At 63.5% G+C, this 26,205-nt stretch carries 27 protein-coding genes and 1 riboswitch; of the genes, 11 read left to right on the forward strand and 16 right to left on the reverse strand.

What is annotated here, in order from left to right; all coding sequences use genetic code 11:
* The first annotated feature begins 87 nt into the window (after positions 1-87).
* The gene (locus BC360_RS02510) at positions 88-531 is read left to right on the forward strand and encodes an Lrp/AsnC family transcriptional regulator (RefSeq protein ID WP_244512653.1); all 444 of its coding nucleotides are present in this window, start codon (positions 88-90) and stop codon (positions 529-531) included.
* 113 nt (positions 532-644) lie between these two features.
* Here BC360_RS02510 and BC360_RS02515 read toward each other — a convergent pair whose 3' ends face one another.
* The 3 genes from BC360_RS02515 to BC360_RS02525 form a co-directional block, all read right to left on the reverse strand.
* On the reverse strand, positions 645-1,931 hold the full coding sequence (locus BC360_RS02515) for an aromatic ring-hydroxylating oxygenase subunit alpha (protein ID WP_065794107.1): 1,287 nt from the start codon (positions 1,929-1,931) through the stop codon (positions 645-647).
* Between the two features lie 237 nt (positions 1,932-2,168).
* Positions 2,169-4,616 (reverse strand): GcvT family protein, encoded by a 2,448-nt coding sequence (locus tag BC360_RS02520; protein WP_065794108.1) that lies wholly within the window; start codon positions 4,614-4,616, stop codon positions 2,169-2,171.
* Positions 4,613-7,060, reverse strand: a complete 2,448-nt coding sequence (locus tag BC360_RS02525; RefSeq protein ID WP_065794109.1) for a GcvT family protein — start codon at positions 7,058-7,060, stop codon at positions 4,613-4,615. The genes BC360_RS02520 and BC360_RS02525 overlap by 4 nt, the downstream gene beginning before the upstream one ends.
* 128 nt (positions 7,061-7,188) lie before the next feature.
* Between BC360_RS02525 and BC360_RS02530 the strand changes: the two genes are divergently transcribed.
* Entirely contained in the window at positions 7,189-8,055 is an 867-nt protein-coding gene (locus tag BC360_RS02530; RefSeq protein ID WP_065794284.1) for a LysR family transcriptional regulator, read from the forward strand.
* Positions 8,056-8,148: 93 nt separating this feature from the next.
* Here the strand turns inward: BC360_RS02530 and BC360_RS02535 are convergent, their stop codons facing one another.
* From BC360_RS02535 to BC360_RS02550, 4 genes are read right to left on the reverse strand one after another with little or no spacing between them, the layout of a single operon-like run.
* Complete coding sequence (locus BC360_RS02535; RefSeq protein ID WP_065786608.1) at positions 8,149-8,835, reverse strand: amino acid ABC transporter permease; 687 nt, start codon at positions 8,833-8,835, stop codon at positions 8,149-8,151.
* A 22-nt stretch (positions 8,836-8,857) separates the two neighbouring features.
* A complete protein-coding gene (locus BC360_RS02540) occupies positions 8,858-9,673 on the reverse strand; it encodes a transporter substrate-binding domain-containing protein (protein ID WP_065794110.1) in 816 nt (271 codons plus the stop codon).
* An 11-nt stretch (positions 9,674-9,684) separates the two neighbouring features.
* Positions 9,685-9,987, reverse strand: a complete 303-nt coding sequence (locus tag BC360_RS02545; RefSeq protein ID WP_065794111.1) for a GYD domain-containing protein — start codon at positions 9,985-9,987, stop codon at positions 9,685-9,687.
* Between the two features lie 60 nt (positions 9,988-10,047).
* On the reverse strand, positions 10,048-10,713 hold the full coding sequence (locus tag BC360_RS02550) for a cysteine hydrolase family protein (RefSeq protein WP_065794112.1): 666 nt from the start codon (positions 10,711-10,713) through the stop codon (positions 10,048-10,050).
* A gap of 149 nt (positions 10,714-10,862) precedes the next feature.
* Between BC360_RS02550 and BC360_RS02555 the strand changes: the two genes are divergently transcribed.
* A complete protein-coding gene (locus BC360_RS02555; protein ID WP_065786599.1) occupies positions 10,863-11,753 on the forward strand; it encodes a LysR substrate-binding domain-containing protein in 891 nt (296 codons plus the stop codon).
* 19 nt (positions 11,754-11,772) lie between these two features.
* Here BC360_RS02555 and BC360_RS02560 read toward each other — a convergent pair whose 3' ends face one another.
* The 3 genes from BC360_RS02560 to BC360_RS02570 form a co-directional block, all read right to left on the reverse strand.
* A complete protein-coding gene (locus tag BC360_RS02560; protein WP_065794113.1) occupies positions 11,773-13,464 on the reverse strand; it encodes an alpha/beta hydrolase in 1,692 nt (563 codons plus the stop codon).
* Between the two features lie 140 nt (positions 13,465-13,604).
* Positions 13,605-14,237, reverse strand: coding sequence for a LysE family translocator (locus BC360_RS02565; protein ID WP_065794114.1), 633 nt, complete (start codon positions 14,235-14,237; stop codon positions 13,605-13,607).
* Between the two features lie 167 nt (positions 14,238-14,404).
* On the reverse strand, positions 14,405-14,863 hold the full coding sequence (locus BC360_RS02570; RefSeq protein ID WP_025427852.1) for an Lrp/AsnC family transcriptional regulator: 459 nt from the start codon (positions 14,861-14,863) through the stop codon (positions 14,405-14,407).
* Positions 14,864-14,989: 126 nt separating this feature from the next.
* Between BC360_RS02570 and BC360_RS02575 the strand changes: the two genes are divergently transcribed.
* On the forward strand, positions 14,990-16,273 hold the full coding sequence (locus BC360_RS02575) for a cystathionine gamma-synthase family protein (RefSeq protein ID WP_065794115.1): 1,284 nt from the start codon (positions 14,990-14,992) through the stop codon (positions 16,271-16,273).
* Positions 16,274-16,315: 42 nt separating this feature from the next.
* Here BC360_RS02575 and BC360_RS02580 read toward each other — a convergent pair whose 3' ends face one another.
* Both BC360_RS02580 and BC360_RS02585 read right to left on the reverse strand, forming a co-directional pair.
* Entirely contained in the window at positions 16,316-16,666 is a 351-nt protein-coding gene (locus BC360_RS02580; protein ID WP_065794116.1) for a VOC family protein, read from the reverse strand.
* Positions 16,667-16,734: 68 nt separating this feature from the next.
* The gene (locus tag BC360_RS02585; RefSeq protein WP_065794117.1) at positions 16,735-17,316 is read right to left on the reverse strand and encodes a TetR/AcrR family transcriptional regulator; all 582 of its coding nucleotides are present in this window, start codon (positions 17,314-17,316) and stop codon (positions 16,735-16,737) included.
* Between the two features lie 95 nt (positions 17,317-17,411).
* Between BC360_RS02585 and BC360_RS02590 the strand changes: the two genes are divergently transcribed.
* The 4 genes from BC360_RS02590 to BC360_RS02605 all read left to right on the forward strand — a co-directional run bounded on the left by BC360_RS02590 (position 17,412) and on the right by BC360_RS02605 (position 20,127).
* Entirely contained in the window at positions 17,412-18,215 is an 804-nt protein-coding gene (locus BC360_RS02590; protein WP_065794118.1) for a crotonase/enoyl-CoA hydratase family protein, read from the forward strand.
* A gap of 61 nt (positions 18,216-18,276) precedes the next feature.
* Positions 18,277-18,663, forward strand: a complete 387-nt coding sequence (locus tag BC360_RS02595; RefSeq protein WP_065794285.1) for an ArsR/SmtB family transcription factor — start codon at positions 18,277-18,279, stop codon at positions 18,661-18,663.
* Positions 18,660-19,220 carry an SRPBCC family protein gene (locus BC360_RS02600; RefSeq protein WP_065794119.1) on the forward strand — a complete coding sequence of 187 codons (561 nt, stop codon included), beginning with the start codon at positions 18,660-18,662 and terminating at the stop codon, positions 19,218-19,220. Before BC360_RS02595 ends, BC360_RS02600 begins: the two co-directional genes overlap by 4 nt.
* Positions 19,221-19,329: 109 nt before the next feature.
* Complete coding sequence (locus tag BC360_RS02605) at positions 19,330-20,127, forward strand: SDR family NAD(P)-dependent oxidoreductase (protein ID WP_065794120.1); 798 nt, start codon at positions 19,330-19,332, stop codon at positions 20,125-20,127.
* A gap of 46 nt (positions 20,128-20,173) precedes the next feature.
* Here the strand turns inward: BC360_RS02605 and BC360_RS02610 are convergent, their stop codons facing one another.
* Together BC360_RS02610 and BC360_RS02615 are read right to left on the reverse strand one after the other, a co-directional pair.
* Positions 20,174-20,653 (reverse strand): DUF1772 domain-containing protein, encoded by a 480-nt coding sequence (locus tag BC360_RS02610; RefSeq protein WP_065786573.1) that lies wholly within the window; start codon positions 20,651-20,653, stop codon positions 20,174-20,176.
* Positions 20,650-21,480 carry an NAD(P)H-binding protein gene (locus BC360_RS02615; protein ID WP_065794121.1) on the reverse strand — a complete coding sequence of 277 codons (831 nt, stop codon included), beginning with the start codon at positions 21,478-21,480 and terminating at the stop codon, positions 20,650-20,652. Before BC360_RS02615 ends, BC360_RS02610 begins: the two co-directional genes overlap by 4 nt.
* Positions 21,481-21,583: 103 nt before the next feature.
* On the opposite strand from BC360_RS02615, the gene BC360_RS02620 reads away from it, so the two are divergent.
* From BC360_RS02620 to BC360_RS02630, 3 genes are all read left to right on the forward strand, one after another.
* Complete coding sequence (locus BC360_RS02620; RefSeq protein WP_065794122.1) at positions 21,584-22,276, forward strand: TetR/AcrR family transcriptional regulator; 693 nt, start codon at positions 21,584-21,586, stop codon at positions 22,274-22,276.
* A riboswitch (cobalamin riboswitch) is annotated at positions 22,275-22,544 on the forward strand. It overlaps the preceding gene by 2 nt.
* 42 nt (positions 22,545-22,586) lie before the next feature.
* Complete coding sequence (locus tag BC360_RS02625) at positions 22,587-22,763, forward strand: CbtB domain-containing protein (protein WP_065794123.1); 177 nt, start codon at positions 22,587-22,589, stop codon at positions 22,761-22,763.
* Positions 22,764-22,987: 224 nt separating this feature from the next.
* On the forward strand, positions 22,988-23,785 hold the full coding sequence (locus tag BC360_RS02630; protein WP_065794124.1) for a CbtA family protein: 798 nt from the start codon (positions 22,988-22,990) through the stop codon (positions 23,783-23,785).
* Positions 23,786-23,983: 198 nt separating this feature from the next.
* Here BC360_RS02630 and BC360_RS02635 read toward each other — a convergent pair whose 3' ends face one another.
* Together BC360_RS02635 and BC360_RS02640 are read right to left on the reverse strand one after the other, a co-directional pair.
* Positions 23,984-24,856, reverse strand: coding sequence for a (2Fe-2S)-binding protein (locus BC360_RS02635; protein WP_083222395.1), 873 nt, complete (start codon positions 24,854-24,856; stop codon positions 23,984-23,986).
* Positions 24,853-26,163 carry a glucoamylase family protein gene (locus BC360_RS02640; protein ID WP_065794125.1) on the reverse strand — a complete coding sequence of 437 codons (1,311 nt, stop codon included), beginning with the start codon at positions 26,161-26,163 and terminating at the stop codon, positions 24,853-24,855. Before BC360_RS02640 ends, BC360_RS02635 begins: the two co-directional genes overlap by 4 nt.
* Positions 26,164-26,205 lie beyond the last annotated feature (42 nt).

A 26,205-nucleotide genomic window follows, 5' to 3' on the forward strand; every position in this document is an offset into this window, starting at 1 on the left:
AGCTAGCCATCCTATCGTCCGGTTTCACTGGACATGATGACGGCAGGCCGGACATTCTTCCGGCCAGATGACCAAGAGGGCGACACATTGACCGAACTCGATGAGAAGGACCGGCTGCTGCTGGCCGCCTTGCGGCAGGATTCGCGCCAGAGCCTGGTGGCGCTCGCCCGCCATGCCGGCCTGTCGCGCAGCGCCGCCCATGAACGTCTGCGCCGGCTCGAAACGCGGGGCGTCATTGCCGGCTACACGATCCGCATCGGCATAGAGGACAAGGCGCCGGTCGTGCGCGCGCTGATCGCCGTCTCCTTCCAGCCCGGCAAGAATTGCGACCACATCGTGCCGCATCTCGCCGGCATGCCGCCGGTCGTCAGTTGCTGGTCGCTTGCCGGCGAGACCGACCTGATGCTGCTGATCGAATGCGCCTCGAACGGTGATCTCGACACCATCCGCCGACAGATCTCGCTGATATCCGGCGTTGCGACGGTGCAGACGCATGTGGCGCTGCGCACCCATTTCGACCGAAGGGACTGATCGCTACAGCCCACCCGCATCCCTCATTCCTGTGCTTGTCACAGGAATCCAGCGACGGCGCGTTTGCACGGTCAGTGACGTTCTTCATCACATCAGGCGCTTTCAACGCCCCTTCACACGGCCGTTGCGGCGCTGCTCGCGTCCCGCGGCCGAGACGCCGATGAGCCGTGGGTCGGCCGGCTGATCTCGTCGAGATACCAGTTGATGTAGCGCAGTTCGTTCTGCTCCATCGGCGCGATCGGCCCCGGCACGAAATAGTGCGAGCGCACGCCACGCGAGGTGTGTTCGATGATCGCCTTGTCCTCGTCGGTCGTCACCGTCCACAGCCAGGTGAGCTTTTCGAGATCGTAGTCCCGCCCCTCCTCGGCCTTGCCGTCGACGAGCCAGATCAGTTCCATCTCGCAGGTCCCAGCCGTCTTCGGAATGAAGCGGTAGATCATGCCGTGGTCAGGATAGCAGACGAGGAATGTCGTGCCGCCGAGATGAATGGAGGTGACGCCGCCGTCGAAATCGCTGAACCGGCCCATCAGGGTGCTGAGCGGTTGGCCGTCCTTGCTGCCGGTCTTGACGCCGTCATAGAGCGCGTAGCGGAAGGCATGGACCGTTTCCTTGCCGCCCGCCGAACTCTGCCAGTGGTCGCCGGAGCCGACTTCGATGCCGAGCGCGCAGGTGCGCGCCTCCATCTTGGCATTCAGCTCCTCGATCATGTGCAGCGGCTGTTCGAGCGCGTGCGTCTCGGAATATTCCGGATGCGCCGGGCCGCAATGGTAGCACTCGACATAGTTCTCGACCGCGAGCTTCCAGTTGGCATCGACAGGATAGGACTGCCGGTGCGCGACCTTGGCCTCAGCCCAGCCATATTGGCCGCAGGTCGCACGCAAGAGGTTCTCGACCTCGGTAAAATCGAGCGGCTGTTCGGCAAAGGAGATGAAGATCAGCCCCCCGACAACGCGTACATGCAGCTTCTTCAGCCCATGGTCCTCGCGCTTGAAATCCTTCGGCATCAGCCGCGCTGCCTTCAGCGCGCCGTCATTGCCATAGGTCCAGGCGTGGTAGGGACAGACGAAGGCGCGGGCATTGCCCTTGTCCTTGGTGCAGACCTCGGCGCCGCGATGGCGGCAGACGTTCAGCATGGCATGGATTGCGCCGGTGGCGGTGCGGGTGACGATCACCTGCTCGGAGGCCATGCGAAAGACTTCGAAATCATTGGGGTTCGGGATCACGCTTTCATGCGCGACGCAGTGCCAATGGCGGCGAAACACCCGGTCGAGATCCCGCTCGTAGATATCCTCGTCATGGTAGAAGGCCCTGACCAGCCCATGGCCCGGCCGATGCGCCGCGACCAGCTGATCAATGCGGTCGCCCGCGACGGTCGTATTGGAAAGGTCCGATGCGAACATGGGCCTGAACTCCCGAAAGAAGAACCGGAAGACCCGCGTTCCGGCGCGCGTATTGTCACTTGGGTAGGACTTCGAAAGCCCCTCATCCGCCTGCCGGCACCTTCTCCCCGTCTTGACGGGGAGAAGGAACTTGCCGCACCGGCCCGGTCCCCTCTCCCCGCCTGCGGGGAGAGGGTTAGGGTGAGGGGCAGTTCCACGTCGGGAGTCGTCGGCCCTCGACGCCATTCCCGAACAAACCTACATCCTCACCCGCTCGGAGCGCGGATCGTACATCGCCTTCAGCGACGCCTCGGCTTTCACCCGCGTGCCGGCGATCTCGATCTCGAAACTTGAACCGAGCACGTCGGCGTCGCTTTCGCCTTCGGAGGGCACGTAGCCAAGGCCGATGGCGCCGCCGAGATGGTGGCCGTAATTGCCTGAGGTGATGGTGCCGACGATCTTTCCATCACGCACGATCGCCTCGTTGTGGAAGAGGAGCGGCTCCGCATCGGCCAGCCGGAACTGCACCAGCCGGCGCGAAAGCCCGCGATTGTGCTTGGCGAGCACCGCCTCGCGGCCGATGAAATCACCCTTGTCGGGTTTGACAGCAAAGCCGAGCCCGGCCTCGAGCACGTGGTCCTCGTCTGTGATGTCGTGGCCGAAATGTCGAAAGGCCTTTTCGATGCGGCAACTGTCGAGCGTGTGGATGCCACAGAGCTTCAGCCCGAGATCCTGCCCCGCCTCCTCCAGCGCCTCGAACACATGCGCCGTCTGGTCGGTGGAAACATAGAGTTCCCAGCCGAGTTCGCCGACATAGGTGACGCGGTGGGCGCGGGCGAGGCCCATGCCGATCTCGATCTCACGCGCCGTGCCGAAGGGATGCGCGGCATTCGAAAAATCGTTCGGGCTCACCTTCTGCATCAGGTCGCGCGCCTTCGGCCCCATGACGCAGAGCACGCTTTCGCCGGCGCCGACATCGGTGATGACGACGAACTCGTCGCGCACATGCTTGCGCAGCCAGGCAAGATCGCGCTGCAACGTGGCGCCCGGCACCACCAGCAGGAATGCGGTTTCCGAAAGGCGCGTGACCGTCAGGTCGCTTTCGATGCCGCCGCGGCCGTTGAGCATCTGGGTGTAGACGATGCGGCCGGCCTCGACATTCATCTCGTTGGCGCAGAGCCGCTGCAGGAAGGAGAGCGCATCGCGCCCCTCAACCCGGATCTTGCCGAAGGAGGTCATGTCGAACAGGCCGACGCCGTTGCGAACCGCCAGATGTTCGGCCTTCTGGTTTTCGAACCAGTTCTGCCGTTTCCAGGAATAGCGGTATTCGCGTTCCTGGCCTTCGTTCGCAAACCAGTTGGCGCGCTCCCAGCCGGCGACCTCGCCAAACACGGCGCCGCGCGCCTTCAGATGTTCGTGCAGCGGCGAGCGCCGTACCCCACGCGCCGTTGCCATCTGGCGATAGGGGAAGTGATCGGCATAGAGCAGCCCCAGCGTTTCGGAGACGCGATCCTTCAAGTAGGCGCGGTTCTTCTGGAACGGCTGGGCCCGGCGGATGTCGACTTCCCAGAGGTCGAAGGGCGGCTCGCCGTCGTTCATCCATTGCGCCAGCGCCATGCCGGCGCCGCCTGATGAGACGATACCGATCGAGTTGTAGCCGGCCGCGACCCAATAGCCTTTCACCTCCGGCGCCTCGCCAAGATAGTAGCGGTCGTCGGGCGTAAAGCTTTCCGGACCGTTGAAGAAGGTATGGATGCCGGCCGTCTCCAGCATCGGCATGCGATTAACCGCCATTTCGAGGATCGGCGAGAAATGGTCGAAATCGTCAGGCAGCTGATCGAAGCAGAAATCCTCGCGGATGCCGTCCATGCCCCAGGGCTTGGCCTTGAGCTCGAAGGCGCCGACCAACATCTTGCCGGCATCCTCCTTGTAGTAGGTGCATTCGTCCGGCACGCGCAGCACCGGCAGGCGGGTCAGTCCCGGGATCGCCTCGGTGACGATGTAGAAATGCTCGCAGGCATGCAGCGGCACGGTGACGCCTGATTGCCGCGCGAACTCCCTGCCCCACATGCCGGCACAGTTGACGACGTTGTCGGTCTCGATCGTGTAGCTCTCGCCGTTCTGCTCGCAGGTCACGCCCGTCACCCGGCCGTCCTTCTTCAGGACGGACGTGACCTTGACGCCCTCGATGATCGTCGCCCCGTTCTGGCGCGCACCCTTGGCGAGCGCCATGGCGATGTTGGCCGGATCGCACTGGCCATCGAGCGGCAGATGCACCGCCGCCCTCACGTCCGAGGTATTGAGATGCGGATACATCGCCTTGACCTCGTCGGGCGTGATCTCGCGCACGTCGACGTTGAAGGCACGCGCCAGCGATGCCTGGCGGTAGATTTCCTCCTTGCGCTCCTCCGTCAGCGCCACGGTGATCGAACCGTTCTGGCGCATGCCGGTGGAAATGCCGGTTTCGGCCTCAAGCTTGACGTAGAGGTCGGCCGAGTATTTCGCCAGCCGCGTCATGTTCTGCGAGGCGCGCAGCTGGCCGATGAGGCCGGCCGCATGCCAGGTCGTGCCCGACGTCAGCTGCTTGCGCTCAAGCAGCACCACGTCGGTCCAGCCGAGCTTGGCGAGATGATAGGCGACCGAACAGCCGGAAACGCCACCACCGATGATGACCGCACGGGCTTTCGAGGGGATCGGCTTCGTCATGCGCGCAGTCTTTCGTTAGAGGGATCCCAGAGCGGCTGGTCGGCCTCGACGGTCGCCTTGAAGCGATCGCCGAAGATCTCGACCTCGATCTCCTTGCCGGGCACGGCGAGATCAGCGCGCAGCATGCCGAGCGCAATCGACTTGCCGACGCGGTAGCCCCAATTGCCCGACGTCGTTTCGCCGACCACCTGACCGTCCGACCAGAGCGTCGACATGTAGGGAGCGTCGCAGCCGTCGGCGGCGACCGTCAAGGTGACGAACCGCTTGCTCACGCCCTGCTGTTTCTCCCGTTCGAGTGCCGCCTTGCCCTTGAAGCCCGGCTTCGCCCAGTCGACGAACCGCTCCAACCCTCCCTGCAGGATAGTGTAGTCGGTGGAGAGATCGCCCTTCCAGGCGCGGTAGCCCTTCTCGATGCGCAGGCTGTCGAGCGCCTCCATGCCGAAGGGCTTCAGGCCATGCTTCTGACCGGCACCCCAGACCGCATCGAAGATGGCGGCGGTGTCGTCGGTCTTGGTGTGGATCTCCCAGCCGAGTTCGCCGGCAAAGGACACGCGCACCAACTGGCAGTAACGCCCGGCGATCTGCGCCGTCTGGTGGGTCAGCCAGCCCTTGGCGAGATCCGCGTTGCTGACTTCGGCGAGGATATCGCGCGATTTCGGACCCGTCAGAATCTGGCAGGCAAACTGGGTGGTGACATCGTCAAGCGTGAAGGCGGCGTCCTCGGGCAGATGTTCGCGCAGCCATTCCAAGTCGTGCCATTGCGCTGTTGCCGCCGTGATCAGGAAGAAGAAATCCTCGTCCAGCATCATGACCGACATTTCCGTGACGATGCGGCCCTTGTCATCGGAGAAATAGGCAAGGCCGATGCGACCCGGCTTCGGCACGCGGCCAGTGATCAGGCCGGAAAGCCACGCGGTCGCCCCCTTGCCCTTGACCCGGAAGCGCGAGAACCCCGGCAGGTCGAGGATGCCGGCGGCATCGCGCACGGCCAGGCATTCTTCTTCGATGCGCTTGGCCCACGGCCCTTGCCGGCCCCAGGTCTGCGTCGCCTCCTCTGACGTGTCGTCGCCGGGTTTGGCATACCACATCGCCCGTTCCCAGCCGTTATAGGGTTTGAACTGCGCGCCGAGTGCGGCGATACGATCGTGGATCGGCGACAGCTTCTTGCCGCGTCCGGCGGCCCAATAATGCTTCGGAAAATGCATCGCATATTCGTGGCCGTAGATCTCCATGCCCTTGGCGATGCAATAATCCTGGTCGGTATAGTCGGTGTAGCGCCGCGGATCGCAGGACCACATGTCCCACTCCGTCTGGCCCTCGGTGATCCACTCGGCCAACACCTTGCCGGCGCCGCCGGCCTGGCAGATGCCGAAGGTGAAGACGCAGGCCTCGAACGCGTTCGGCACGCCCGGCATCGGCCCGATCAGCGGATTGCCATCGGGCGCATAGGGGATCGGGCCGTTGATGACCCGCGACAGCCCCGCGGTTCCAAGGATGGGCACCCGTTCGACGGCGTCGTTCAGATACCATTCCAGCCGCTCGAGATCGTCAGGGAAGAGCTGGAACGAAAAGTCTTCGGGCATCGGGTCGTCGGGCGTCGTCCAGTGCGCACGGCAGTTGCGCTCGTAGGGTCCGAGGTTCATGCCGTTCTTCTCCTGGCGGAGATAGTAGGAGCTGTCGACATCGCGCAGCAGCGGCAGCTTGTGGCCAACCTCCTTCGACCAGGCGGCAAGCTCCGGGATTTCGTCGAACAGGATGTATTGATGGCTCATCACCATCATCGGCACGTCGCGGCCGAACATCTTGCCGACCTCGCGGGCGTAATAGCCGGCGGCATTGACGACATATTCGCAGCGGATCTCGCCCTGCGGCGTCGAGATCACCCATTCGTCGTTTTCGCGGCGCGCCGCCGTGACGGGACAGAAGCGGATGATCTTTGCTCCCATATCGCGCGCGCCCTTGGCGAGCGCCTGCGTCAACTGCGCCGGGTCGATGTCGCCGTCATAGGGGTCGTAGAGCGCGCCGGTCAGCTCATGGGTTTCGAGGAACGGATAGCGGCTGCGCATCTCGTCCGGCGTCAGGATATCGAGGTCCATGCCCTGGTAGCGCCCCATGCCGACGACGCGCTTGAACTCCTGCAGCCGCTCGCGGGAATGGCCGAGCCTTATCGAGCCGGTGACGTGGTAGTTCATGGGATAGTCGACGCGCTGCCCAAGATCGCGGTAGAGCGACGCGGAATAGCGCTGCATGTTCATGATCGACCAGGACGACGAAAACGTCGGCACGTTGCCGGCCGCATGCCAGGTCGAGCCGGCCGTCAGCTCGTTCTTTTCCAGAAGCACGCAGTCGGTCCAGCCGGCCTTGGCAAGATGGTAGAGCGAGGAAGCGCCGATCGCTCCCCCACCGATGATCACGACCCGCGTGTGAGACGGCAAATTCGACATGCACTGTTCCCTCGTTTTGCCGGAATTCTTGCCGTCGAAACGGGGCGCCATCAAGCGATGGAAACAGGCTTTATTGATCGACAATTTCGATTAGATTGGACGAACCTTCGAAACCGGACGGGATGCCGATGCAAGTGGATCTGATCGAGACGTTCCTGGACCTGATGGAGACGCGCTCCTTCAACCGCACCGCCGAGCGGCTGAACATCACGCAATCGACGGTGTCCCACCGGGTCAAGGCGCTGGAAGCCCAGTTCAATCGCAAGCTCTTTACCCGCAACAAGGGCGGCACGGTGCCGACGGCTGCCGGCCTGCGGTTCCTGGATTACGCGAAAGCCCTGCAAAACCAGTGGCATGAGGCAACACGCGCGGTCACCAATGCCGGCGCGCTGGAGCGCTCGATGCGGCTCGGCATCCAGCACGATCTGGCCGAAGCCTTTGCCGGCGAATGGCTCTCGGCCATTCGGCTGGAGTTGCCGACAACCGAGATCTACATGGAGGCCGATTACTCCAACCAGATGAACCGGGATCTCGGTGCCGGCGAACTCGACCTCGCCATGCTCTATACTCCGCATTATCTGCCCGATCTGCACTATGAAAGGATCGGCGATCTGCATTACACGATGGTGAGCACGGCTGCCGCCGCCTTGTCGGATATCAGGATCGAGACCTATATCCAGGCGATCTATTCGCCGGCCTTCGATCGCGCCCATCGGCTGGCCTTGCCGCATCTCTCCGCAGCACCGGTGGCAACCGGCCAGAACCTGGCGATCACGATGCTGCTGCATTCGCTCGGTGGCGCCGCCTATGTCACCACCGCAACGGCTCGCAGGCTCATGCAATCCGGGAGCGCCACCCTTGTTGCCGACGCGCCGGTGATCGCGCAGACGGTCTATGCCGCCACCAGCCTGCGCACCCGACACGCCCACCAGCACCGCAAGATCATCGGCGCGATGCAGGCGCTGCTTTCCGCAAATGACGAAGGCGCTGGCTGACGGGCCTACAGCGCCGCGCGTCTATTTAGACGCGCAAAGGTCGCTGTAACACTTTGAGTTGCTGCATAATTTTGTCCTTAAATCGATTCCGATTTAAGGAATTATGCAGTAGGCCATGCGGCGCTGGATCAGCCGCTGCAGGAACATCAGGATCGAGACGATCGCCAGATAGTAGACGAGTGCTGCCGAATACCATTCGACGAAGCGGAAGCTCGACGCGATCGCGTCGTTGACGACGGCCATGATCTCCCGCATCGAAATCACATAGGCAAGCGAGGTCAGCTTGATCAGGTTGATGAACTCGTTGACGAGCACCGGCATGACGATGCGCAATGCCTGCGGCAGGACGACGAGGAAGAAAGTCTGCAGCCGGTTGAGCCCGAGCGCGCGGGCCGCATCCGTCTGTCCCTGGCCGATCGCCGCCAGCGCCCCGCGCATCGCTTCGGCCATATAGGCGGTCGTGACCAGCGTGAAGGCGATGAAGGCGGCGGCAAAGGGCGTGTACCAGGGCGCCCGCGTCAGGCCTGGAAAGAGCTGCGGCGCGCCGTTCCAAACGATCAGCAGCACGAGGATCAGCGGGGCCGAGCGAAACAGCCAGACATAGATCTGGGCTGCAGTGCGGCGCACCGCCGCCATCGAATTCAGGGCGACGGCAAGCGGCAGGCAGAGCAGGAACGATGCGACCTGAACCAGGATGGACAGCAGGATGGCGATGGCCGCGCCCTGCAGCATGACCGGCATGGTCAGGGCATCCAGAAACAGTTTCGTATCGAAGTTCATTCCCTGCCCACCTTCTCAAGCATCAGCGGTCGTAATCGACGTCGAAGAGCGCCGGATCGAGGCCGTACTTCTTGGCGATGCCACCAAAGAAACCCTGTTCCTTCAAGGTCTTCAGCCCCGCCTTGACCGCGGCGGCATCGCTGCCTTCGCGTCTGGAGTAGATGCCGTAGGTGAAGTCCGAGGCCCAGGTGTAGGGAAGCTGCAGCTCTCCGTCGGAGCGCGAGGCGCGGTAGGCGCCTTCGGCCTCCTCGGTCACCGTCGCATCGACGCGGCCGACGAGGACCTGCTGGTAGGCCGCCTGCTGGGTCGGATATTCCTGCACCTCGACCGGCGGCTGGCCCTTGGCGATCAACGCCTTGTTCAGGGGCTCGATCCGCTCCTCCTTGTAGTAGGCGCCGGCTTCGAGCGCGATCACCTTGCCGCTCAGATCTTCCGGCACCTTGATGGCGTCGCTGCCGGCCTTGGTCACCATTGCGGTGGCCGATTTCATGTAGGACACGCCGTCATAGGTCTCGCGGCGCTTGGCGTTGATGTAGATGCCGCTGGCGATCATGTCGCAGCGCCCGGCTCCGAGCGTCGGCAGCAGCCCGGCAAATTCCGTGACGGTATAGTTGACCTTGGCGTTCCAGAGGCCGGCGAGCGCCTCGACGATCTCGACATCGATGCCGGTAGGCTTCGCATCGGCCGGGCTCTCCTTGAAGGTCAGCGGCGGAAAGGCTGCGGTGGTGCAGACGCCGATATCGCCGTCGGCGGCAAAGGCCGGCGGCTCCGCCTGGGCAAGCCCCGCCGACAGCAGAATGGTCCCGAGAAGGGTTGCATGCGATGCCAGTCTGATCATCTCTATTCCCCTCATTGTGTTGGTGAAACGCGCCCGACGATGTCGCCGTAGGTCTGGCTGTCGAAGGCGGGAAGGATAAGCGGGTCCACGAACCCGTCGCGTCGTGCCGTCAGCACGTATTGCATCATCGACGCATTGTCCGGCATCTCGAAAACCTGGACGAAATCGTAAGCTCCGAGCGTGGCGTAGAAGGCGACCGAGCGACCGCCGAGCGAAGAGACGCGGTCTTCGCTCACCTTGCGCCGCGCGCCGCTATCGGCGAGTTCGGCCAATCCCTTGGCCGTCAGTTTCATCAGCGAGATATATCGTTGCATGGGGCATCATTCCGTTGAAACGGTTGGCATAGAACCAGCGATGTGGTGGTGGTGTCGGTGTTAGCGGCTTGCGTTCGCCAGGCCGGCGATGACCGCGTCGCTGGTCGAGACCGTGCCGAAGACGCCGTTCTCGATCGAGATCATGTTGATCGCCGCCTCATGCGCCCATTGCTCGCCGCTGGCGCAGCAGTCCGAGATCGTCAGGCACTGGAAATTGCGGTCGCAGGCCTCGCGCAGCGTCGTATGCACGCAGACATCGGTGGTGCAGCCGGCAAACAGCATATGGGTGATGCCCTGCGCCCTCAGCACGTGCTCGAGATCCGTATAGGTGAACGAGCTGTTGCAGGTCTTGTCGATGATGACGTCGCTCTCCGCGACATCGAGTTCTGGCAGAAGCTGAAAGCCAGGGCTCGAACGCAACAGCACCTGCGTGTTCTCCAGACCTGAGCGCTTGCGGCGCCATTTCTCGTAGGGCGTCATGTCGGCGAGGTCGGCACGGTAGCCCTGGCGCGTGTGGACGATCAGGCAGCCGGCTCGTCGCGCGGCTGATATGACGCGGTTGACCACCGGCACGATGGCCGCGAGCGGCGCCGGATCGTAGCCCATCGAGGCGAAGTAGCCGTCGGGCGAGCAGAAGTCGATCTGAAGGTCGATCACCATCAGCGCGGTCTGTGACGGAACCAGCTTGTCGTCATAAGGAAAATCAAATGGTTGCGCCGCGATCATGGTGTCTCTCCCTCTCTCCGACCCGATTCATAGGAGTAAAAATCGATTGGGAATAGCGATTTTTTGTGCTTGATATTGTCTAGTTTCGCTAAACGATTGCGGGTTCCGACCCGAATGCAATCAGCGGCAGATCAGGGCCCGGAGGTAGAATGAAGGCGCTGCATTTCCTGCCCTATCTCAGGGCTTTCGAAGCCGTCGCCCGGATCGGATCGGTCCGCCAGGCGGCCGACGAGCTGGGCCTCAGCCCGGGTGCGGTATCGCTGCAGCTGCGCCGGCTTTCGGAGACGACGGGGCTGACGCTTCTGGAGAAATCGGGGCGCAATATCCGTCTGACCGCGGCCGGGCGCGACTTCGCCCAGACCGTTTCCCATGCCATCGGCAATCTTGCCGTCGCGGTCGAGAACGGTGCCGAACGGAAGCTCGAAAACCACCGGAAGAAGCTGACGGTCGCGCTGCCACCGGCGCTGGCGATCGCCTGGATGGCCGGCCTCCTGGTGCAGTTTGCCGATACGCGCGGCGTCACCGATCTCGCCATGCGCAGTTGCATCCGCGCAGGCGACGTCCTGTGGGACGATGTCGATCTTGCTATCGTCTACGACAATCCGCCCTTTGACGGACTTTGGTGGCAGGTGGTCAGCGACGTGAAGCTCAGGACCATATGTTCGCCGCTCTTGTTCCCGCGACTGGAAGGGTCACACCGCGACAGGAAACTGCGCGACGTCACATTGCTGCATGAAGATGACGGCCGGGAATGGACACGCTGGTCGGCCGCCTCGCGTATCTCGCTCGAAGGCAGCCGCAGCGTCCGGGTGCCCTCGGTCGCCGTCGCCGTGGCATCGGCCCTGCAGGGACAGGGGATCGCACTCGTCTCGGATGTGCTGACCCGCTCCTACCTGCAGGAAGGCCGGCTGATCCAGCCGTTCCCGACGGCGATACCGGCATCTGCGGGATACTATCTCCTCTGCCCGACGGAAAAGGCCGAGGAACCGCTGATCCAGGCGCTTGCCCATCAGATCGCCGCACATCTGCGCGGCGACTGAAAGAGCCTCTGCCAGACGATCAATAGCGCCCCTTGAGCAGCGTCTTCAGCCTTGCAGTATCATCCGTCGTCACGCCGGGCGGATCGACCACCTGCATCCATGCATCGATATAGTGTTCCGGCGCATAGACATGGCCGTAGCCGATCGGCGTCGTCGTGCCCATCGCCATGTCGGCCAGAAGCTGGAACATCGTCACAACGGGGAACCATGCAAGGTCGGGCGAGACATCGTGACCGCGCGGCGCCTTCATCCAGTCCGGCTCGCGGTAGAAGGAATGCGGATCGAAGAAGGTGATGGGGTCGCTGGCATATTGCAGGTAGACGATCCGCACCCCGCCCCACTGGGCGCCGGGAATGTCGAGCGCATTCTCCTGGCTGGTGAAGCGGATGACAGAGCCGTCGCGATAGCGCGGCAGCCATTCCGGCGAGCCCGGATTGCGGCCGGCCGTGACCGAAAGCCAGGTCTTCGTGGGGAATGGCGAGCCGACCCAGAGCGCACCCTGGAAGGGATCGCTGATGATATCGAACGGGTCGACCGATCCTTGCGAATTCATCGAGCCGAGGCTGAGGCCGTAGAGGTAGAGCCGCGGCCGCTTGTCCTTGGGCAGCGTCGTCCAGTAGCCGTAAACCTCGTCGAACAGCGCATTGGCGGTCTCGGCGCCATATTCCGGCTCGACCAGCAGGGAGAGCCAGCTGGTCAGGTAGGAATACTGCACCGCGACGCTGGCGACGTCGCCTTTCAACAGATACTCGGCCGAATCGAGCCCCGGCGGATCGATCCAGCCGGTGCCGGTGGGCACGACGATCAGTAGCGACGAACGCTCGAAACCGCCGACGCGCTTCAGTTCCTCGAGCGCGAGCTTCGCCCGCTCCTTGGCCGTCTCGGCCGAATTGAGCCCGGCATAGACCCGCAGCGGCTCCTGCGCTTGCCCACTGAAGAACGCGCCGATATCGGCCGCCGTCGGGCCTGTCGCGATGAACTGGCGACCCTGGCGCCCCAGCTGGTCCCACTGCATCAGCGAGGCGGCGCTGCCTGTCTTGACCGGGTCGCTCGGCGGCGCAATGTCGGCGTCGATGAAGGCGTCGAGCTTCTGGAAGGAGCTGTCGGCCGCATGCAGCGCGAAGCGGAAGATCACCCCGTCGACCGCCGACCAGAACAGCGCGATCGCCGCCAGCGCACCGACGGCCTTGGCGAGCGGTCGCGTCAGCACATATTCGAGCCGCTTCGAGGCGAACCGGAACGTCAGGCGAAACAACCGCGCCAGAAGCACGATGGCGACGAAGACCAGGACGGCGATGAGGCCAAGCTTCAGCGGCTCGGCGCTCTCGACCGGGTCAAGGCCCATGAGGCTCCGCACCGTGTTCTGCCACGCGGCCGCCCGCCAGAGAAAGGCGAGCGCAACGACAATGCAGCCGAGGGCCGCCGCAAGCTTGAGGAACAGGCCGGTCCTTGGGCGCACATCGGGCAATTCGAGAAACGACCAGAGCCAGCGAAGGAACACGCCGATGGCGTATCCGGCAGCAAGCGAAAGTCCTGATATGACCGCCTGGATGACATAGGGGCGCGGGATCAGGCTCGGCGTCAGCGATGCGGCGAAGAACAGTACCCCGACGATGAGGCCCGTCGTCGAAAATGACGCCCAAAGCACGGACACGAACTGTGGAACGGGCCACTTCGCCCTGCGCAGACCCGTCTCTTGAAGGTGATCCACCGGCAGGCTCCTTGTTCACTGTCTTTCGTCGGGCGCGCCCTCTTCAATTGGAGCGTGTCCCGCTTGATAGCCGCCCGGCACGCCGGCGGCAAACTGGCATTGGCCGTGCCGCTGCCCCCGTTGCAAGTGGGGTGTGCTGATCAACTCTTCTGGAAAGCCAGATGAACGCCCAGCCCGACGAGCACACCCCCGCCGACCCGTTGCATGGCGCGCTGCGCCATGCTCGAACGCTTGAGCCGGGCGATCAGCACGCCCACCAGGATGACGCAGGCAATATCGGCCGAAGAAAACATCAGGTTGACGATCGTGCCGAGGATGACGAACTGCAGCCAGACCGGAAACGCCGCAGATGCATCGATGAACTGCGGCAGGAAGGCCACGAAAAAGATCGCCGTCTTGGGGTTCAGCACTTCGACGGTGATGCTCTCGAAGAAGGCGCGGTGGCCGGATTTCGCCTCGATCCCGGGCAAGTCGCCCGCCCCTTGCGCCTTGGCGCGAAACAGCGAAATCCCGAGCCAGACGAGGTAGGCCGCACCGGCAAACTTGACGATCATGTAGAGCACCGGCACCGCGTGAAACAGCACGGAGAGCCCGGCAGCAGCCGCAAAAACATGCACATAACCGCCGAGGTGGATGCCGAGCGTCGCCATCAATCCGGACCAGCGGCCGCGCGCCATCGTCTGCGCCGCCGCATAGAGCATCGCAGGGCCGGGGATGTAGGCGAAGATCACCGTGGTCGCGAGGAAAGCCAAAAGCAGTTCCATAGACGGCATCGATGTGCTCCCAATGGGTCGGATAGTGCGGAACAGCTGGCAATAGACAATGCCTGCGCCCGCTTGGCAAGGCGAGATCGCTCCCTGCCCGCACGCGGGCATTGCAGGGGCCGACCTGCTGCGGCTCACGCCGCCTTAAACCTCCCGGCTCGTCGGCGGATCGTCTCTCAGATCCGCCGCTCCTTGATCGTGTTCATGACGAAGCTCGTCTCGATCGAGGCCACACATTTGAGCCGGGCGATCTTCTCCTTGATGAAACGCTCGTATTGTTCGAGCCCGGCACTCATCACCTTCAGCACGTAATCGCGCGAGCCGGTGACGAGGTGACATTCGAGCACTTCGTCCCAGCCGCGGATCGCCTGCTCGAACATGACGATCTCGTCCTCGTGCTGGCGGCTAAGCCGGACGGTCGCGATCGCCGTCATCGTCCAGCCCTCCACCGCCGGGTCGATCAGCGCGGTGTAGCCGCGGATGACACCGGTTTCCTCCAGCCGCCGCAGCCGCCGCAGGCAGGGCGAAGCCGACAGCCCGACGCGCTCGGCGAGCTCGTTGTTGGTGATGCGCGCGTCGGCCAGCAATTCCTTCAGAATTCGGCGGTCTGTTTCGTCGGCAATTTTCTGCGTCATATTTTCATGATCCCGGCAATTCTTTGCGCAACTCAAGGGCATGTGATCGCAAATAGCAAGGATCGGTCCAAGCGTCTGATATAATTTGCCTGTCAGACGCACCCGTTTCGCTTCAGGAGAAATGCCATGACCGCGCCGCACCCCTCCAAGACCCATATCGGAAACCACAAGCTGCATCCCGAAACCCTGATGCTGAACTATGGCTACGACCCAGAACTGTCGGAAGGGGCCGTCAAGCCGCCGGTATTCCTGACCTCCACCTTCGTCTTTCGCTCGGCCGAGGAAGGCCGTGACTTCTTCGATTTCGTTTCCGGCCGCCGCGAGCCGCCGGCGGGCGTGGGCGCCGGCCTTGTCTATTCGCGCTTCAACCACCCCAACAGCGAGATCGTCGAGGATCGCCTCGCCGTCTATGAGCGCACGGAAAGCTGCGCGCTGTTTTCCTCCGGCATGTCGGCGATCGCGACGACGCTGCTCGCCTTCGTGAAGCCCGGCGACGCGGTGCTGCATAGCCAGCCGCTCTATGGCGGCACGGAGACGCTGCTGGCGAAAACCTTCCTCAATCTCGGCGTCTCGGCCGTTGGCTTTGCCGATGGCGTCAACGAGGCCGCGGTGACCGCCGCTGCCGAAGCGGCGATGGCGAAGGGCCGCGTCTCGGTGATCCTCATCGAAACGCCGGCCAATCCGACCAACAGCCTCGTCGACGTCGCCATGATCCGCCGCGTCGCCGACGCGATCGGTGCCAGGCAGGGGCATACGCCGGTGATCGCCTGCGACAACACCCTGCTCGGCCCGGTCTTCCAGCGGCCGATCGAGCACGGCGCCGATATCTCGCTCTATTCTCTGACCAAATATGTCGGCGGCCACTCCGACCTGATCGCCGGCGCCGTACTCGGCTCGAAGGCGGTGATGAAGCAGTTGAAGGCGCTGCGCGGCGCGATCGGCACGCAGCTTGATCCGCATTCCTGCTGGATGCTCGGCCGCTCGCTTGAGACGCTTTCGGTGCGCATGCAAAAGGCCAATGACAATGCCCGCATCGTCGCCGAATTCCTGCGCGATCACCCGAAGGTCGAGCGCATCCACTACCTGCCGTTCCACGACGAAGCCTCGCCCGTCGGCCGCACCTTCGCCGCACAATGCACCGGCGCGGGCTCGACCTTCTCGTTCGACATCACCGGCGGCCAGGAGGCGGCCTTCCGCTTCCTGAACGCGCTGCAGATCTTCAAGCTCGCCGTCAGCCTTGGCGGCACGGAATCGCTGGCAAGCCACCCGGCGGCGATGACCCATTCGGGGGTGCCGATCGACGTGCGCCGCCGCATCGGCGTTCTCGACACGACGATCCGGCTTTCGATCGGCATCGAACACCCGGACGATCTGGTCGCCGACCTCACCAACGCGCTGACGCTGGCCTGATTTCGAGGAACCGGCCGCCGATCCCTTCGGCGGCCGGCCTCTTCAATGGGACAGGATATTGATCACATTGCCGAACGGGTCGCGCAGATAGAAACGCCGGACGCCCCAGGGCTCGTCGGTGATGTCATAGACGATCGTCACGCCCTTTGCCCGGGCTTGGGCATAGACCACATCGGCATCGTCCACCTCGATCGAAAGCACCGGCACCGGCGTGTCGGACCCGCCCTGGCTCGCCACGCTAACCTGCGGCATCGCCGCCTGCCCCTCCGCCGCAAACGTCAGGATCCAGCCGTGATCCATCACCACCTGGAGCCCGAGCAGGTCGGCGTAAAAGGCGTGCGCGGCACGCGGATCTGGAGCGAATAGATTGGACACGATGCGTCTGACGGCCATGTCGTCCTCCCGGGTTTCGTGGGGTGCAATCTGTATCGTGGCACCGATTTTGCCAAGAGCATCCGAGATCAGCGGGCCGCCACCGCCACGCGAACCAGCGTCGCAGCCGCCTTGCCCGCGCTCTCCATGTAGCTTGCATCCCGGTGCAGAAGGACGACCGCAAAACTTCCGTCGAGCAGCAACAGCATCTGGCGCGCCAGTTCGCCTGCATCATCGATGCCTGCCTCGGAGAATACCTGCGTCAACCAGGCTTCGAATTTCTTCTTGTGGGCAGCACCGATGCGGATTGCCGGATGGCCAGGCATGTTGGCAAGCTCGGCGGAGGTGCGCAGGAAACCGCACCCCTTCCACTTGGGATGCCGGGCGGCGCGGGCGAGATTGACGAAGATCGTCTCGACCTTCGCGGCAAGATCGCCGTCTGTCGCATCGAACCATTGGCGGAAGAGCGACAGGTTCGGCTGGTCGCGGCCCTCGAGATAGGCGGCAATCAACTCGTCCTTGCTTTCGAAGTGATAGTAGAGCGTGCGCTTTGTCACCTCAGCAGCTTCCGCCACCGCATCGACGCTGACGGCGCGAATGCCCTCGGCATAGAAGAGTTTCGAGGCGGCATCGATGATGCATTCCCGGGTGGTGCGCTCTGGTTTCGCCATCTCTATGTATACCGACTAGTGAATATACCTTGGATCTTCCCTCACCTAACCTCCCCCCGTCAATACCTCGCTCGAAGCGACAAAGGGAGACCACGATGTCCGACACCGTATTGCTGCAGATTTCCGATGGGATCGCGCTTCTGACGCTGAACCGGCCGGCCAGGCTCAATGCGCTCAACTACGAACTGATCGATTGGTTCTTAAGCCTGCTCGACATGCTCGAGGTGAACGACAATGTCGGCACCGTGATCATCACCGGAGCCGGCGAACGCGCCTTTTCCGCCGGCGGCGACATCCACGAGTTTTCCGGGAGCGTTGCCAAGGGCGCAAACACCGCCGTACGTGATTTCGTCCGCCGCGGCCAGCGCCTGACCGCAAGGCTGGAGGCGTTTCCCAAGCCCGTCATCGCCGCCGTCAATGGCCTGGCCTATGGCGGCGGCTGCGAAATCACCGAGGCCGCGCACCTTGCCGTCGCCAGCGAGCACGCCCGCTTTGCCAAGCCCGAAATCAAGCTGGGCATGCCGCCGACCTTTGGCGGCACGCAGCGCCTGCCCCGGCTCGCCGGTCGCAAACGCGCGCTGGAACTTCTTTTGACCGGCGACGACTTTTCGGCCGACCACGCGCTTGAACTGGGATTGGTCAACACCGTCGTTGCCCATGAAGAACTCATGCCCGCCGCCCGCGGGCTTGCCAAACGCATCCTGCGCCACTCGCCGCTTGTCGTCCAAACCATCATCACCGCGGTCACCCGCGGCCTCAACATGTCGATATCAGAGGGGCTTCTGGTGGAAAGCGAACAATTCGCCCGCATGGTGGCGACCCCGGACCTAGCCGAAGCGCTGGCGGCCTGGACAGACCGAAATGGGGCAAGGAGCAAGGCCAACGCAGTGGCTGTTTGAACAGCCGATACATTCAACCAAACGGTTGACAATAACGGTGGTATCGGCGATATTCAACGACATGGTTGAATATATGAACGATCGGCTCGACGCCGTATTCCATGCGCTCTCCGACCCGACACGGCGGGCGATGCTTCAGGATCTGTCGGCGGGCGAACGGCTGGTGGGCGAGCTTGCGGCGCCCTTCTCCATCTCGCTTGCCGCCGCGTCGAAACACATCAAGGTGCTCGAAGGCGCCGGCCTCGTGCGGCGCGAGGTGCGCGGCCGGGCGCATGTCTGCCGGCTCGACGCCGAACCGATGCATGCCGGAATGGAATGGATGCGCCACTACGAAGCCTTCTGGCGCCAGCGCATCGACGTGCTGGAGGCGCTGCTTCTGGCCGAAGACGCCGCCAACGGCGAAAAGACTGAGACCACGAAGCGGCCAGAAACGGAGAGGAAGCGATGACATCGCAAGTCGGCACTGACGACGGATATGCCCGGATCGTCGCGCCGGACGCGGCGCGCATCGAGCGGCTTTTGCCGGGACCGATCGAGCGCATCTGGGCCTATCTGACGCAGGAGGACAAGCGCCGCCGATGGATGGCCTCAGGAACCATCGGCGCTACGGCCGAAACGGCGGTCGAACATATCTTCCGCCATGAGGAACTCGGCACGGATTGCGGCCAACCGCCAGCCAAATATGCGGCCCTGGTCGGCGAAAGCCGCATCCATGGCCGCATCATAGCCTGTGAACCGCCGCACCTGCTGGCCTATACCTGGGGTGAAGGCACGCCGACGCCGTCGCAGGTGCGGTTCGATCTGGAAACCAAGGGCGCCAAGGTGCTGCTGGTGGTCACCCATTCGCGCATCGCGACACAGGAGATGATGGCAAGCGTCGCAGCCGGCTGGCACACCCATCTCGACATTCTCGCCGACGTGCTTTCCGGCCGCGCATCGCATGGTTTCTGGAACAAGCATACCCGGCTCGAGCAGGAATATGCGCGGCAGATCGCTGCGCGCTAACGTTCTTTAAGTCATTAAAAGTGCTGCATGATTTTCTCCCTGGATCAGCGCCGATCCAAGGCCTCATGCCGCATGCCCATTCACCCCGACAGGATCAAGGGAGGCTGTAATGTTGCTTCGTGAAAAGAGTGCGATTGTCTATGGCGGCAGCGGCGCGATCGGCGGTGCTGCGGCGCGTGCCTTTGCCCGCGAAGGCGCGAGCGTCTTCCTGGTCGGGCGGACGGCCGAAACCTTGAACCACACGGCCGAGACAATTCGGGCGCAGGGCGGGAAGGCGGAGTTCGACGTCGTCGATGTCCTGGATCAGGCTGCCGTCGAGCGGCATGCGCAATCGGTCGTCGAGCGAACCGGCCGGATCGACGACGTCCTGACCGCCGTCGGCTTTGCCCATATTCAGGGGCCACCGCTTTCGGAGCTGACGCTGGAACAGTTCGAGCGCCCGATCGTAGCCTATACCCGCGCCAACTTCATCACTGCCAAGGCAGCCGCGGCGCATATGCAGAGAAACGGCAGCGGCGTCATCCTGACGCTTTCGACGCCGGGCTCGCGCATGTCCGGTTCGGGTTTCCTTGGCTATGGCACCACCTGTGGCGCCATCGAGACCTTCTCGCGCATTCTCGCAGGCGAACTCGGCAGCCATGGCATTCGCGTCATCTGCCTGCGTCCGGACGCCATTCCCGAGGCGCTGGCGGTTTCGCACGCACGCGCCGTCTTTCAAGGCTTTGCGGACCGCTTCGATACGACCGTTGAGGAGATGCTCGACGGGCGGGCGAAGACCGGCACGTTGCTTGGGCGCTTCCCGAGGCTCGACGAGATCGCCGACTATGCCGCCTTCGTCGCCTCGGACCGAGCTGGCGCCATGACAGGGGCGATTGCCAATCTGACCTGCGGTTCGCTGGTCGACTGATGGAGACAGCCGGCGGATCTCAAAAAGGTCCGCCGGCGCGCGGTCTTCAGCTGCGTGCAAAGCCCAGAATGAACAGGGCCAGCGCACCGATCGAGGAAATCGTGCGCACATGGTTCCACCAGACCCAGTCGGTCAGGTAGCGCTGCTGCCAGATTTCGGTCGCCGCCTGCCCGGGCGTGGCCGCCGCCAGCGCATCGTTCATCGGTACGTTGAAGACGATGGTGACGATCAACACGCCGACGACGTAAACGATGCCGCCCGCTGCCAGCAGTAGGCTGCCCTCGCCTCCCCAAACAAAAGCAGCAACTGCCAGGACCAGCCCCAGAAGCGCCGTACCCATGAAGGCGCTGAGGAACAGCGGGTTCTGGATCACCACGTTGATGGCGTTCATCGCCGCGATCCCCTGCTCCGCCGGAAGCCGCGACAACGCCTGCATGATGCAGACCGAGAAGATGAAGAACAGCCCGGCCATCAGGCCGGAGCCGATCGCGGCGGCAAACGCCAGAGCGGGGATCAGCGGGATCATGCGGCAATACTCCAGACACCTGTTGCAGCGGTCTCCCGGGCGTAGTCGGCGAAGTCGCGCGGTTTACGCCCAAGCACGCGCTCGACATCGGACGTCAGTTGCGAATTGCGTCCGTCGAGCACCGATGTGAAGAGATAGCGGATGAGTTCGACATAGTCATCAGGCAAACCATCGGCCCGCAACTGCGCGGTGAAGTCGGCAACCGGCACGGACTGGTAAGCGATCCGGCGGTTGGCAGCCGCGGCGATCTCGGCCACAGCCTGGGCAAAGGTCATCAGTCGCGGGCCGGTCAGTTCATAGATCTTGCCGATATGCCCGTCGTCCAGAAGTGCTGCAACCGCGACATCGGCAATGTCGTCGCTGCCGATGAAAGGCTCGGTGATCTCATCCGGCGGCAGGAAGACGGAACCGCTGCAAACGGCATCGGCCAAAAAATCCTCGCTGAAATTCTCGAAGAACCAGCTTGCCCGGATGATCGTCCAGTCGGCGCCGGAGGCCTGCAACTCGCGCTCGGCCGCTTCCGCCTCGTCCTCACCGCGCCCCGACAGAAGCACCAGCCGCTTGATGCCCGAGCGCACGGCAAGGCTCGAGAATTTGCGAATGACGTCGACGGCGCCCGGCACCGCCAGATCCGGCTGATAGCAGACGTAGACGCGCTCGACATTTTCGAGCACGGGCGCCCATGTCGTTTCATCCGTCCAGTCGAAGGAAGGCGACGCCGAACGGGCGCCGATGCGCACGGCAACACCGCGCTCCTGAAGGCGGGCAGCGATCCGCCGCCCCGTCTTGCCCGTACCGCCCAAAACCAGTGTGAGTTTGTCAGTCATCGCTTCCTCCTGAGGTTAGTTCACAAATATGAGCAACTCTCACATTTGCAAATGTGATAAATCCTCGTATTTTAGGAGTCAAGTCAAAATGTGAGTATCACTCATGATTCTAGAGATAAGCCCAGCTGCGGTTCCCGCTGACGATGAGACCGCGCTGCGCCGGACGCCGAGCCAGAAACGCAGCCGCGAGCGCGTCGAGCAAATCCTTGCCTGCGCGACAGCGATCATTCAGGAGAAGGGCAGCGACGCCATGCGCATGAGCGAAGTTGCTGAAAAGGCTGGAATTTCGATCGGCTCTCTCTACCAGTACTTCCCCGACAAGGCGGCGATCGTGCGCACGCTGGCCGAGCGTTACAATGCGGTCTGCCGCGAGTGCATCGAAGCCGAGCTTGCCAAGGTGACGTCGATCACGGAACTTCGTGACGCCTTCTCCGTGCTGTTCGACATCTATTACGATATGTTCCTGGCCGAGCCTGTGATGCGCGACATCTGGTCGGCGATGCAGGCCGACAAGGCGCTGCGCGAGATCGACCTTTCGCAAAGCCGCGCCGGCGGCCGGCTGCTTGCCGACGTCTGGGCGCGGTTTGCGCCCGACACGCCGCGTGAAACGATCGACAGCGCTGCCTTTTTGATCATGCATCTGGGCGATTGCACGATGCGGCTTGCGGTCTCCGTCGACCGGGCAGAGGGCGACCAGATCGTCGAAGCCTATAAACGCATGATCCTTCGGGATTTTGTCGCGGATGGGCCGGGCGGCGGCGCAAGTCCAATTGACATCTCCGGGGTGCGATCCTAATCATCATGGATCGATTGGTTCTCGCAACGCGAACGCGTTTCGGGAGTAAACGGGAACGTGACGGATGGACCCATGCTGGGCATTCAAATCACGGCCGACCCCGCGACTGTAGAGCGACGTGAATGCGCCGTTCCGGAGCGATCCGGAAAAAGCCACTGGAGACGAGACCGCGAGAGGGCGGCCCTTGATCTGGGAAGGCGAGGCAAATCCAGGGTGATCTCACCCGACGTCCTGAGCCAGGAAACCTGCCAGTCGATACGGGCATAGGGCCCAAACCGGGAAATATCCCGATGCCATCACGGAGGTTGTCATGGCTACATCTACAGTTTCGAACATTCCGCTCTCCCTCAGCGATCGTCTGACCGCAGGTATCATCGCGCTCCTCATCGGCGGCTTCCTCGTCTTCGGCGCCGGCCTGGCGAATTCGGCCGTGCTGCACGACACCGCGCACGACACCCGCCACTCCTATGGCTTCCCCTGCCACTAAGCGATGTTCAGGGACGCGACATGCGTTCCGCATCGACATGGCTGCGGACAAAAACGCTTCCGGCTGCTGCATAATTCCTTCAATCGGAATCGCAGCGCCGGACGCGTTTATCTGCGTCTGATGCAGATTGAAGGTCTGCCGGGCAGAGCCGTTCGCATATTTGCCAAGGGGACACGGCGCTGCCTGCCAAGTGCATGGCGCGCCGCTATCGAGGGATATCGAAAATGATTGTCAGAACGCTTCTGGCCGCGATCGTGGCTGGATTGATTGCCGGTGTCTTCATGACCGGCGCCCAGGAACTGCGCGTCGTGCCGCTGATCCTGCATGCGGAAGAATTCGAAGGTGAGGCACCGGCCGCCGGTGAGCAGCCCGCCGCCGCACAGCCGGGAACGGCCGAGCCGGCAGCTGCCGGCCACGACCAGCATTCGTCGCTGAAGGCGGTTTCGCCGCTTGGTGCGCTGCTCGACGCATTGTCGCCGATCACGCCCGCCTACGCCCATGAGGGCGAACACGAGGAAGGCGGCATCATGTTCGGCATGAGCCGCTTCTCCGGCACGCTGATCGCCAATCTGGTGACCGGCTCCGGCTTCGCGCTGCTGCTCGCCGGCGTCAGCCTCGTCATCGCCTACCCGATCACGCTCAGGAATGGCGCGCTCTGGGGCGCCTGCGGCTGGCTAGCCGTACACATGCTGCCGGCAATCGGCCTGCCGCCGGAACTGCCGGGCTTCCCGGCCGCAGAACTCGGCGACCGCCAGGTCTGGTGGGGTGCCACCGTGCTGCTTTCGGCCGCCGGTCTCTATCTCCTGGTCCTGCGGGAAGAGATCGTCGCCAAGATCATCGGCCTCGCGCTGGTCGCGGCACCGCATGTCTATGGCGCGCCGCAACCATCCGACATCTCCAGCAATGTCCCGGCCGTGCTCGGCGCCGAATTCGCCGTGGCGGCGCTTGCCACCACGCTTGCCTTCTGGATCGTCCTCGGCGTCGTGTCGGGCTTCATCAACGATCGTTTCGCCAAGGCGTAACGAATGAGCCCTGCGGGCCGAAGGTTGGCAGGACCTACAGCGCCGCGCGTCTATTTAGACGCGCAAAGGTCGCTGTAACACTTTGAGTTGCTGCATAATTTTGTCCTTAAATCGATTCCGATTTAAGGAATTATGCCGTAGCGAAGAGAACAGCGCCCCTGATGTCATCGATGTCAGGGGCGTTGTCGTTGCGATGCCTCAGCGCGCCTGCGACGCCAGCAGATGCGCCTGCAACCGCGCGCGGCGGTCGTCCGGCGCCAGCAGCACGCAACTGTCGCAGAAGCTGCCGCCTTCGGTTCGATAATAGAGACAGCAGCCACCGCGCAGGCGATAGACCTGCGACAGTGCTCGATGGCCGGCGCAGTCCCCGATCTCGACCGCGATGTTCTCGTAACAGAGCTTGTCGGAAAACAGCGGCGTGCCTTCACGCTTGACGATCGCCAGAGCCTTGACGATAGCGGTCGCCTCGTCGCCGAGCGCGCGGCCGATCTCCAGGAAACCGCCCGCAAGCGAATCCGCCGCAAGCCGCCATTGCGCGCCCGAGGACAGGCCCGTGCGACGCTTCAGCGTGGCGATGATCGGCGCCAGATGCGCAGCAAAGGTTTCACCGAAGACGTCCGCATTCGCTAGGGCGTGCTCCCCGGCTGCGGGCAAGGCAAGGCTGAAATGAAATCGCTTGGCCGCCACGACGCGTTCGCCGTAGGAGCGCGAAAACGCTTCGAAGCGAAGGCCCTGAACCGCGACCACGATGCCCGCACCGAGATAGAGGCTGCCAAGCGCCAGGGCGAGCTGGTTGCTGTAAAAGGCGATCAGATGGGCGGCGCGGATCTTGTCGTCCATGCCCTCGGCAAACCGGTCCTGATAGGCAAGGCCGGCTTTGAGCCCGACGCCCTCCTCCGACCAGAACCGCGCCTCGGAAAGAAAGTCGTCGCCGGCAGCCTCGAGCGAAAAGCCCACTTCGGGAAAGGAAGGCTGCAGGCGCGCGATGGCGCCAAGGGCACTTCGGCGCAGCGCCTTGCCCGCCTCGTCCTCCGCCAGGCGCTCTTCCTGCCGCTCGTAGCCCAAGCTCATGCCGTCTCCATGGTCGCAAGCCAGCCGCCGCGAAAATCCGCCCGCTGCAATCCACGCCGAAAGGCCGGAATGCCGCGCGTCAATTCCCAGACGAAACCGTTTCTGGCATTCTCGATCATCATCACGACAAGCCCCTGGTCAAGCCCGACGACGCGGTCGTCGACCCAGCCCTCGGGGCCCGCACCGCGCAGGCTCGGGTTGAACCCGCCGGGAAGCCGGCCCTCGCACAGCAGGTCGGGATAACGGCTCTCTAGCACGACCAACGCCGACCGCGACGCATCGGCGGCGAAAGGCAGGCAGGCGATCGGCGCCCAGGGCACCAGCGTGCCATCGTCAGGACCACCGGGAGCGCCACGTGCCGCATAGCCGAGCATCCGCCGCCGGCGCCCATCGACAAGCCGCTGCCGCCCCGTCGGTCCACCACAGGCGCTGAGGCCCCACATATCGCTGCCGTAGCCGGCGAAACCGCCGGGATTATCTTCGGCATACCGGCGCTGCAGCGCGATCGCCCGGCCGGTATTGTCGAAATAGTCGGTCGCCTTGTCGCGCATCTGCGCATCGCGGAGAGCGCGAAGGTCGATCCAGGCCTGCGGAAAAAGATGGATGAACAGCGGACCGGCCTGCAGGTGCGGCGCGCCATCGACCGTGGTCCAGTCATAGGCGGTGGTGAAGGCGCGGTAGTGCTCCGGGCCGATCGCGTGATGCGGCGCGCCGAGCGCCAGCACATAGAGAAGCAGTGCCTCGCTATAGCCCTGCCAGCGATATTTCAGAAACCGCCCCGGCGGCCGCCAGCCCATCGTCAGCGTCTCGCCACGGGCAAGCGCCCAGCGCCAGTCCACTCGGGCATAGAGCGTTTCCGACAGCGCGCGGATCTCCCGCTCCGCCGCCCTCTCGCCGGTGAAATAGGCGGCCGCGGTCAGCGCGCCGGCAATCAGCAGCGCGGTATCGATGGTGGAAAGCTCGCACTGCCACACCCGCTCGCCGGTCTTCACGTGGAGAAAATGATAGTAGAAGCCGCGATAGCCGGTGGCCAGCGCATCGCGCCCCTGCCGGCTTTGCGCCAGAAACCGCAACGTGGTCAGCACCCGGCCGGCCGCTTCGCCGCGCCCGATCCAGCCGCGTTCGACGCCGATCGGGTAGCAGGAAAGCCCGAAACCGGTCGCAGCGATGCTCGAAGGCGCGTCGGGAAGCGACGTATCGGCGACAAGCCCGGTGCCAGGGTCGCTATAACCCAGGAAATAGTCGAAGGCGGCGGACTGCAGCCTATCGACCTGAAAACATTGCGTATTCCGTGTCTGCTGAAGCATATCCTCGGCTCATGTGGGCCTGTTGGAACGGTATCGATGGGC

The sequence above is a fragment of the Ensifer sp. LC163 genome, from assembly GCF_001695855.1.
Classification (GTDB): Bacteria; Pseudomonadota; Alphaproteobacteria; order Rhizobiales; family Rhizobiaceae; genus Ensifer.

Coding starts and splice junctions, on each gene's coding strand:
- BC360_RS02540 (WP_065794110.1), bottom strand. CDS start 9,673: ATGATCAGACTGGCATCGCATGCAACCCTTCTCGGGACCATTCTGCTG.
- BC360_RS02545 (WP_065794111.1), bottom strand. CDS start 9,987: ATGCAACGATATATCTCGCTGATGAAACTGACGGCCAAGGGATTGGCC.
- BC360_RS02550 (WP_065794112.1), bottom strand. CDS start 10,713: ATGATCGCGGCGCAACCATTTGATTTTCCTTATGACGACAAGCTGGTT.
- BC360_RS02530 (WP_065794284.1), top strand. CDS start 7,189: ATGCAAGTGGATCTGATCGAGACGTTCCTGGACCTGATGGAGACGCGC.
- BC360_RS02590 (WP_065794118.1), top strand. CDS start 17,412: ATGTCCGACACCGTATTGCTGCAGATTTCCGATGGGATCGCGCTTCTG.
- BC360_RS02635 (WP_083222395.1), bottom strand. CDS start 24,856: ATGAGCTTGGGCTACGAGCGGCAGGAAGAGCGCCTGGCGGAGGACGAG.
- BC360_RS02570 (WP_025427852.1), bottom strand. CDS start 14,863: ATGACGCAGAAAATTGCCGACGAAACAGACCGCCGAATTCTGAAGGAA.
- BC360_RS02535 (WP_065786608.1), bottom strand. CDS start 8,835: ATGAACTTCGATACGAAACTGTTTCTGGATGCCCTGACCATGCCGGTC.
- BC360_RS02555 (WP_065786599.1), top strand. CDS start 10,863: ATGAAGGCGCTGCATTTCCTGCCCTATCTCAGGGCTTTCGAAGCCGTC.
- BC360_RS02580 (WP_065794116.1), bottom strand. CDS start 16,666: ATGGCCGTCAGACGCATCGTGTCCAATCTATTCGCTCCAGATCCGCGT.
- BC360_RS02575 (WP_065794115.1), top strand. CDS start 14,990: ATGACCGCGCCGCACCCCTCCAAGACCCATATCGGAAACCACAAGCTG.
- BC360_RS02525 (WP_065794109.1), bottom strand. CDS start 7,060: ATGTCGAATTTGCCGTCTCACACGCGGGTCGTGATCATCGGTGGGGGA.
- BC360_RS02640 (WP_065794125.1), bottom strand. CDS start 26,163: ATGCTTCAGCAGACACGGAATACGCAATGTTTTCAGGTCGATAGGCTG.
- BC360_RS02595 (WP_065794285.1), top strand. CDS start 18,277: ATGGTTGAATATATGAACGATCGGCTCGACGCCGTATTCCATGCGCTC.
- BC360_RS02600 (WP_065794119.1), top strand. CDS start 18,660: ATGACATCGCAAGTCGGCACTGACGACGGATATGCCCGGATCGTCGCG.
- BC360_RS02605 (WP_065794120.1), top strand. CDS start 19,330: ATGTTGCTTCGTGAAAAGAGTGCGATTGTCTATGGCGGCAGCGGCGCG.
- BC360_RS02620 (WP_065794122.1), top strand. CDS start 21,584: ATGATTCTAGAGATAAGCCCAGCTGCGGTTCCCGCTGACGATGAGACC.
- BC360_RS02520 (WP_065794108.1), bottom strand. CDS start 4,616: ATGACGAAGCCGATCCCCTCGAAAGCCCGTGCGGTCATCATCGGTGGT.
- BC360_RS02625 (WP_065794123.1), top strand. CDS start 22,587: ATGGCTACATCTACAGTTTCGAACATTCCGCTCTCCCTCAGCGATCGT.
- BC360_RS02515 (WP_065794107.1), bottom strand. CDS start 1,931: ATGTTCGCATCGGACCTTTCCAATACGACCGTCGCGGGCGACCGCATT.
- BC360_RS02585 (WP_065794117.1), bottom strand. CDS start 17,316: ATGGCGAAACCAGAGCGCACCACCCGGGAATGCATCATCGATGCCGCC.
- BC360_RS02610 (WP_065786573.1), bottom strand. CDS start 20,653: ATGATCCCGCTGATCCCCGCTCTGGCGTTTGCCGCCGCGATCGGCTCC.
- BC360_RS02630 (WP_065794124.1), top strand. CDS start 22,988: ATGATTGTCAGAACGCTTCTGGCCGCGATCGTGGCTGGATTGATTGCC.
- BC360_RS02615 (WP_065794121.1), bottom strand. CDS start 21,480: ATGACTGACAAACTCACACTGGTTTTGGGCGGTACGGGCAAGACGGGG.
- BC360_RS02565 (WP_065794114.1), bottom strand. CDS start 14,237: ATGCCGTCTATGGAACTGCTTTTGGCTTTCCTCGCGACCACGGTGATC.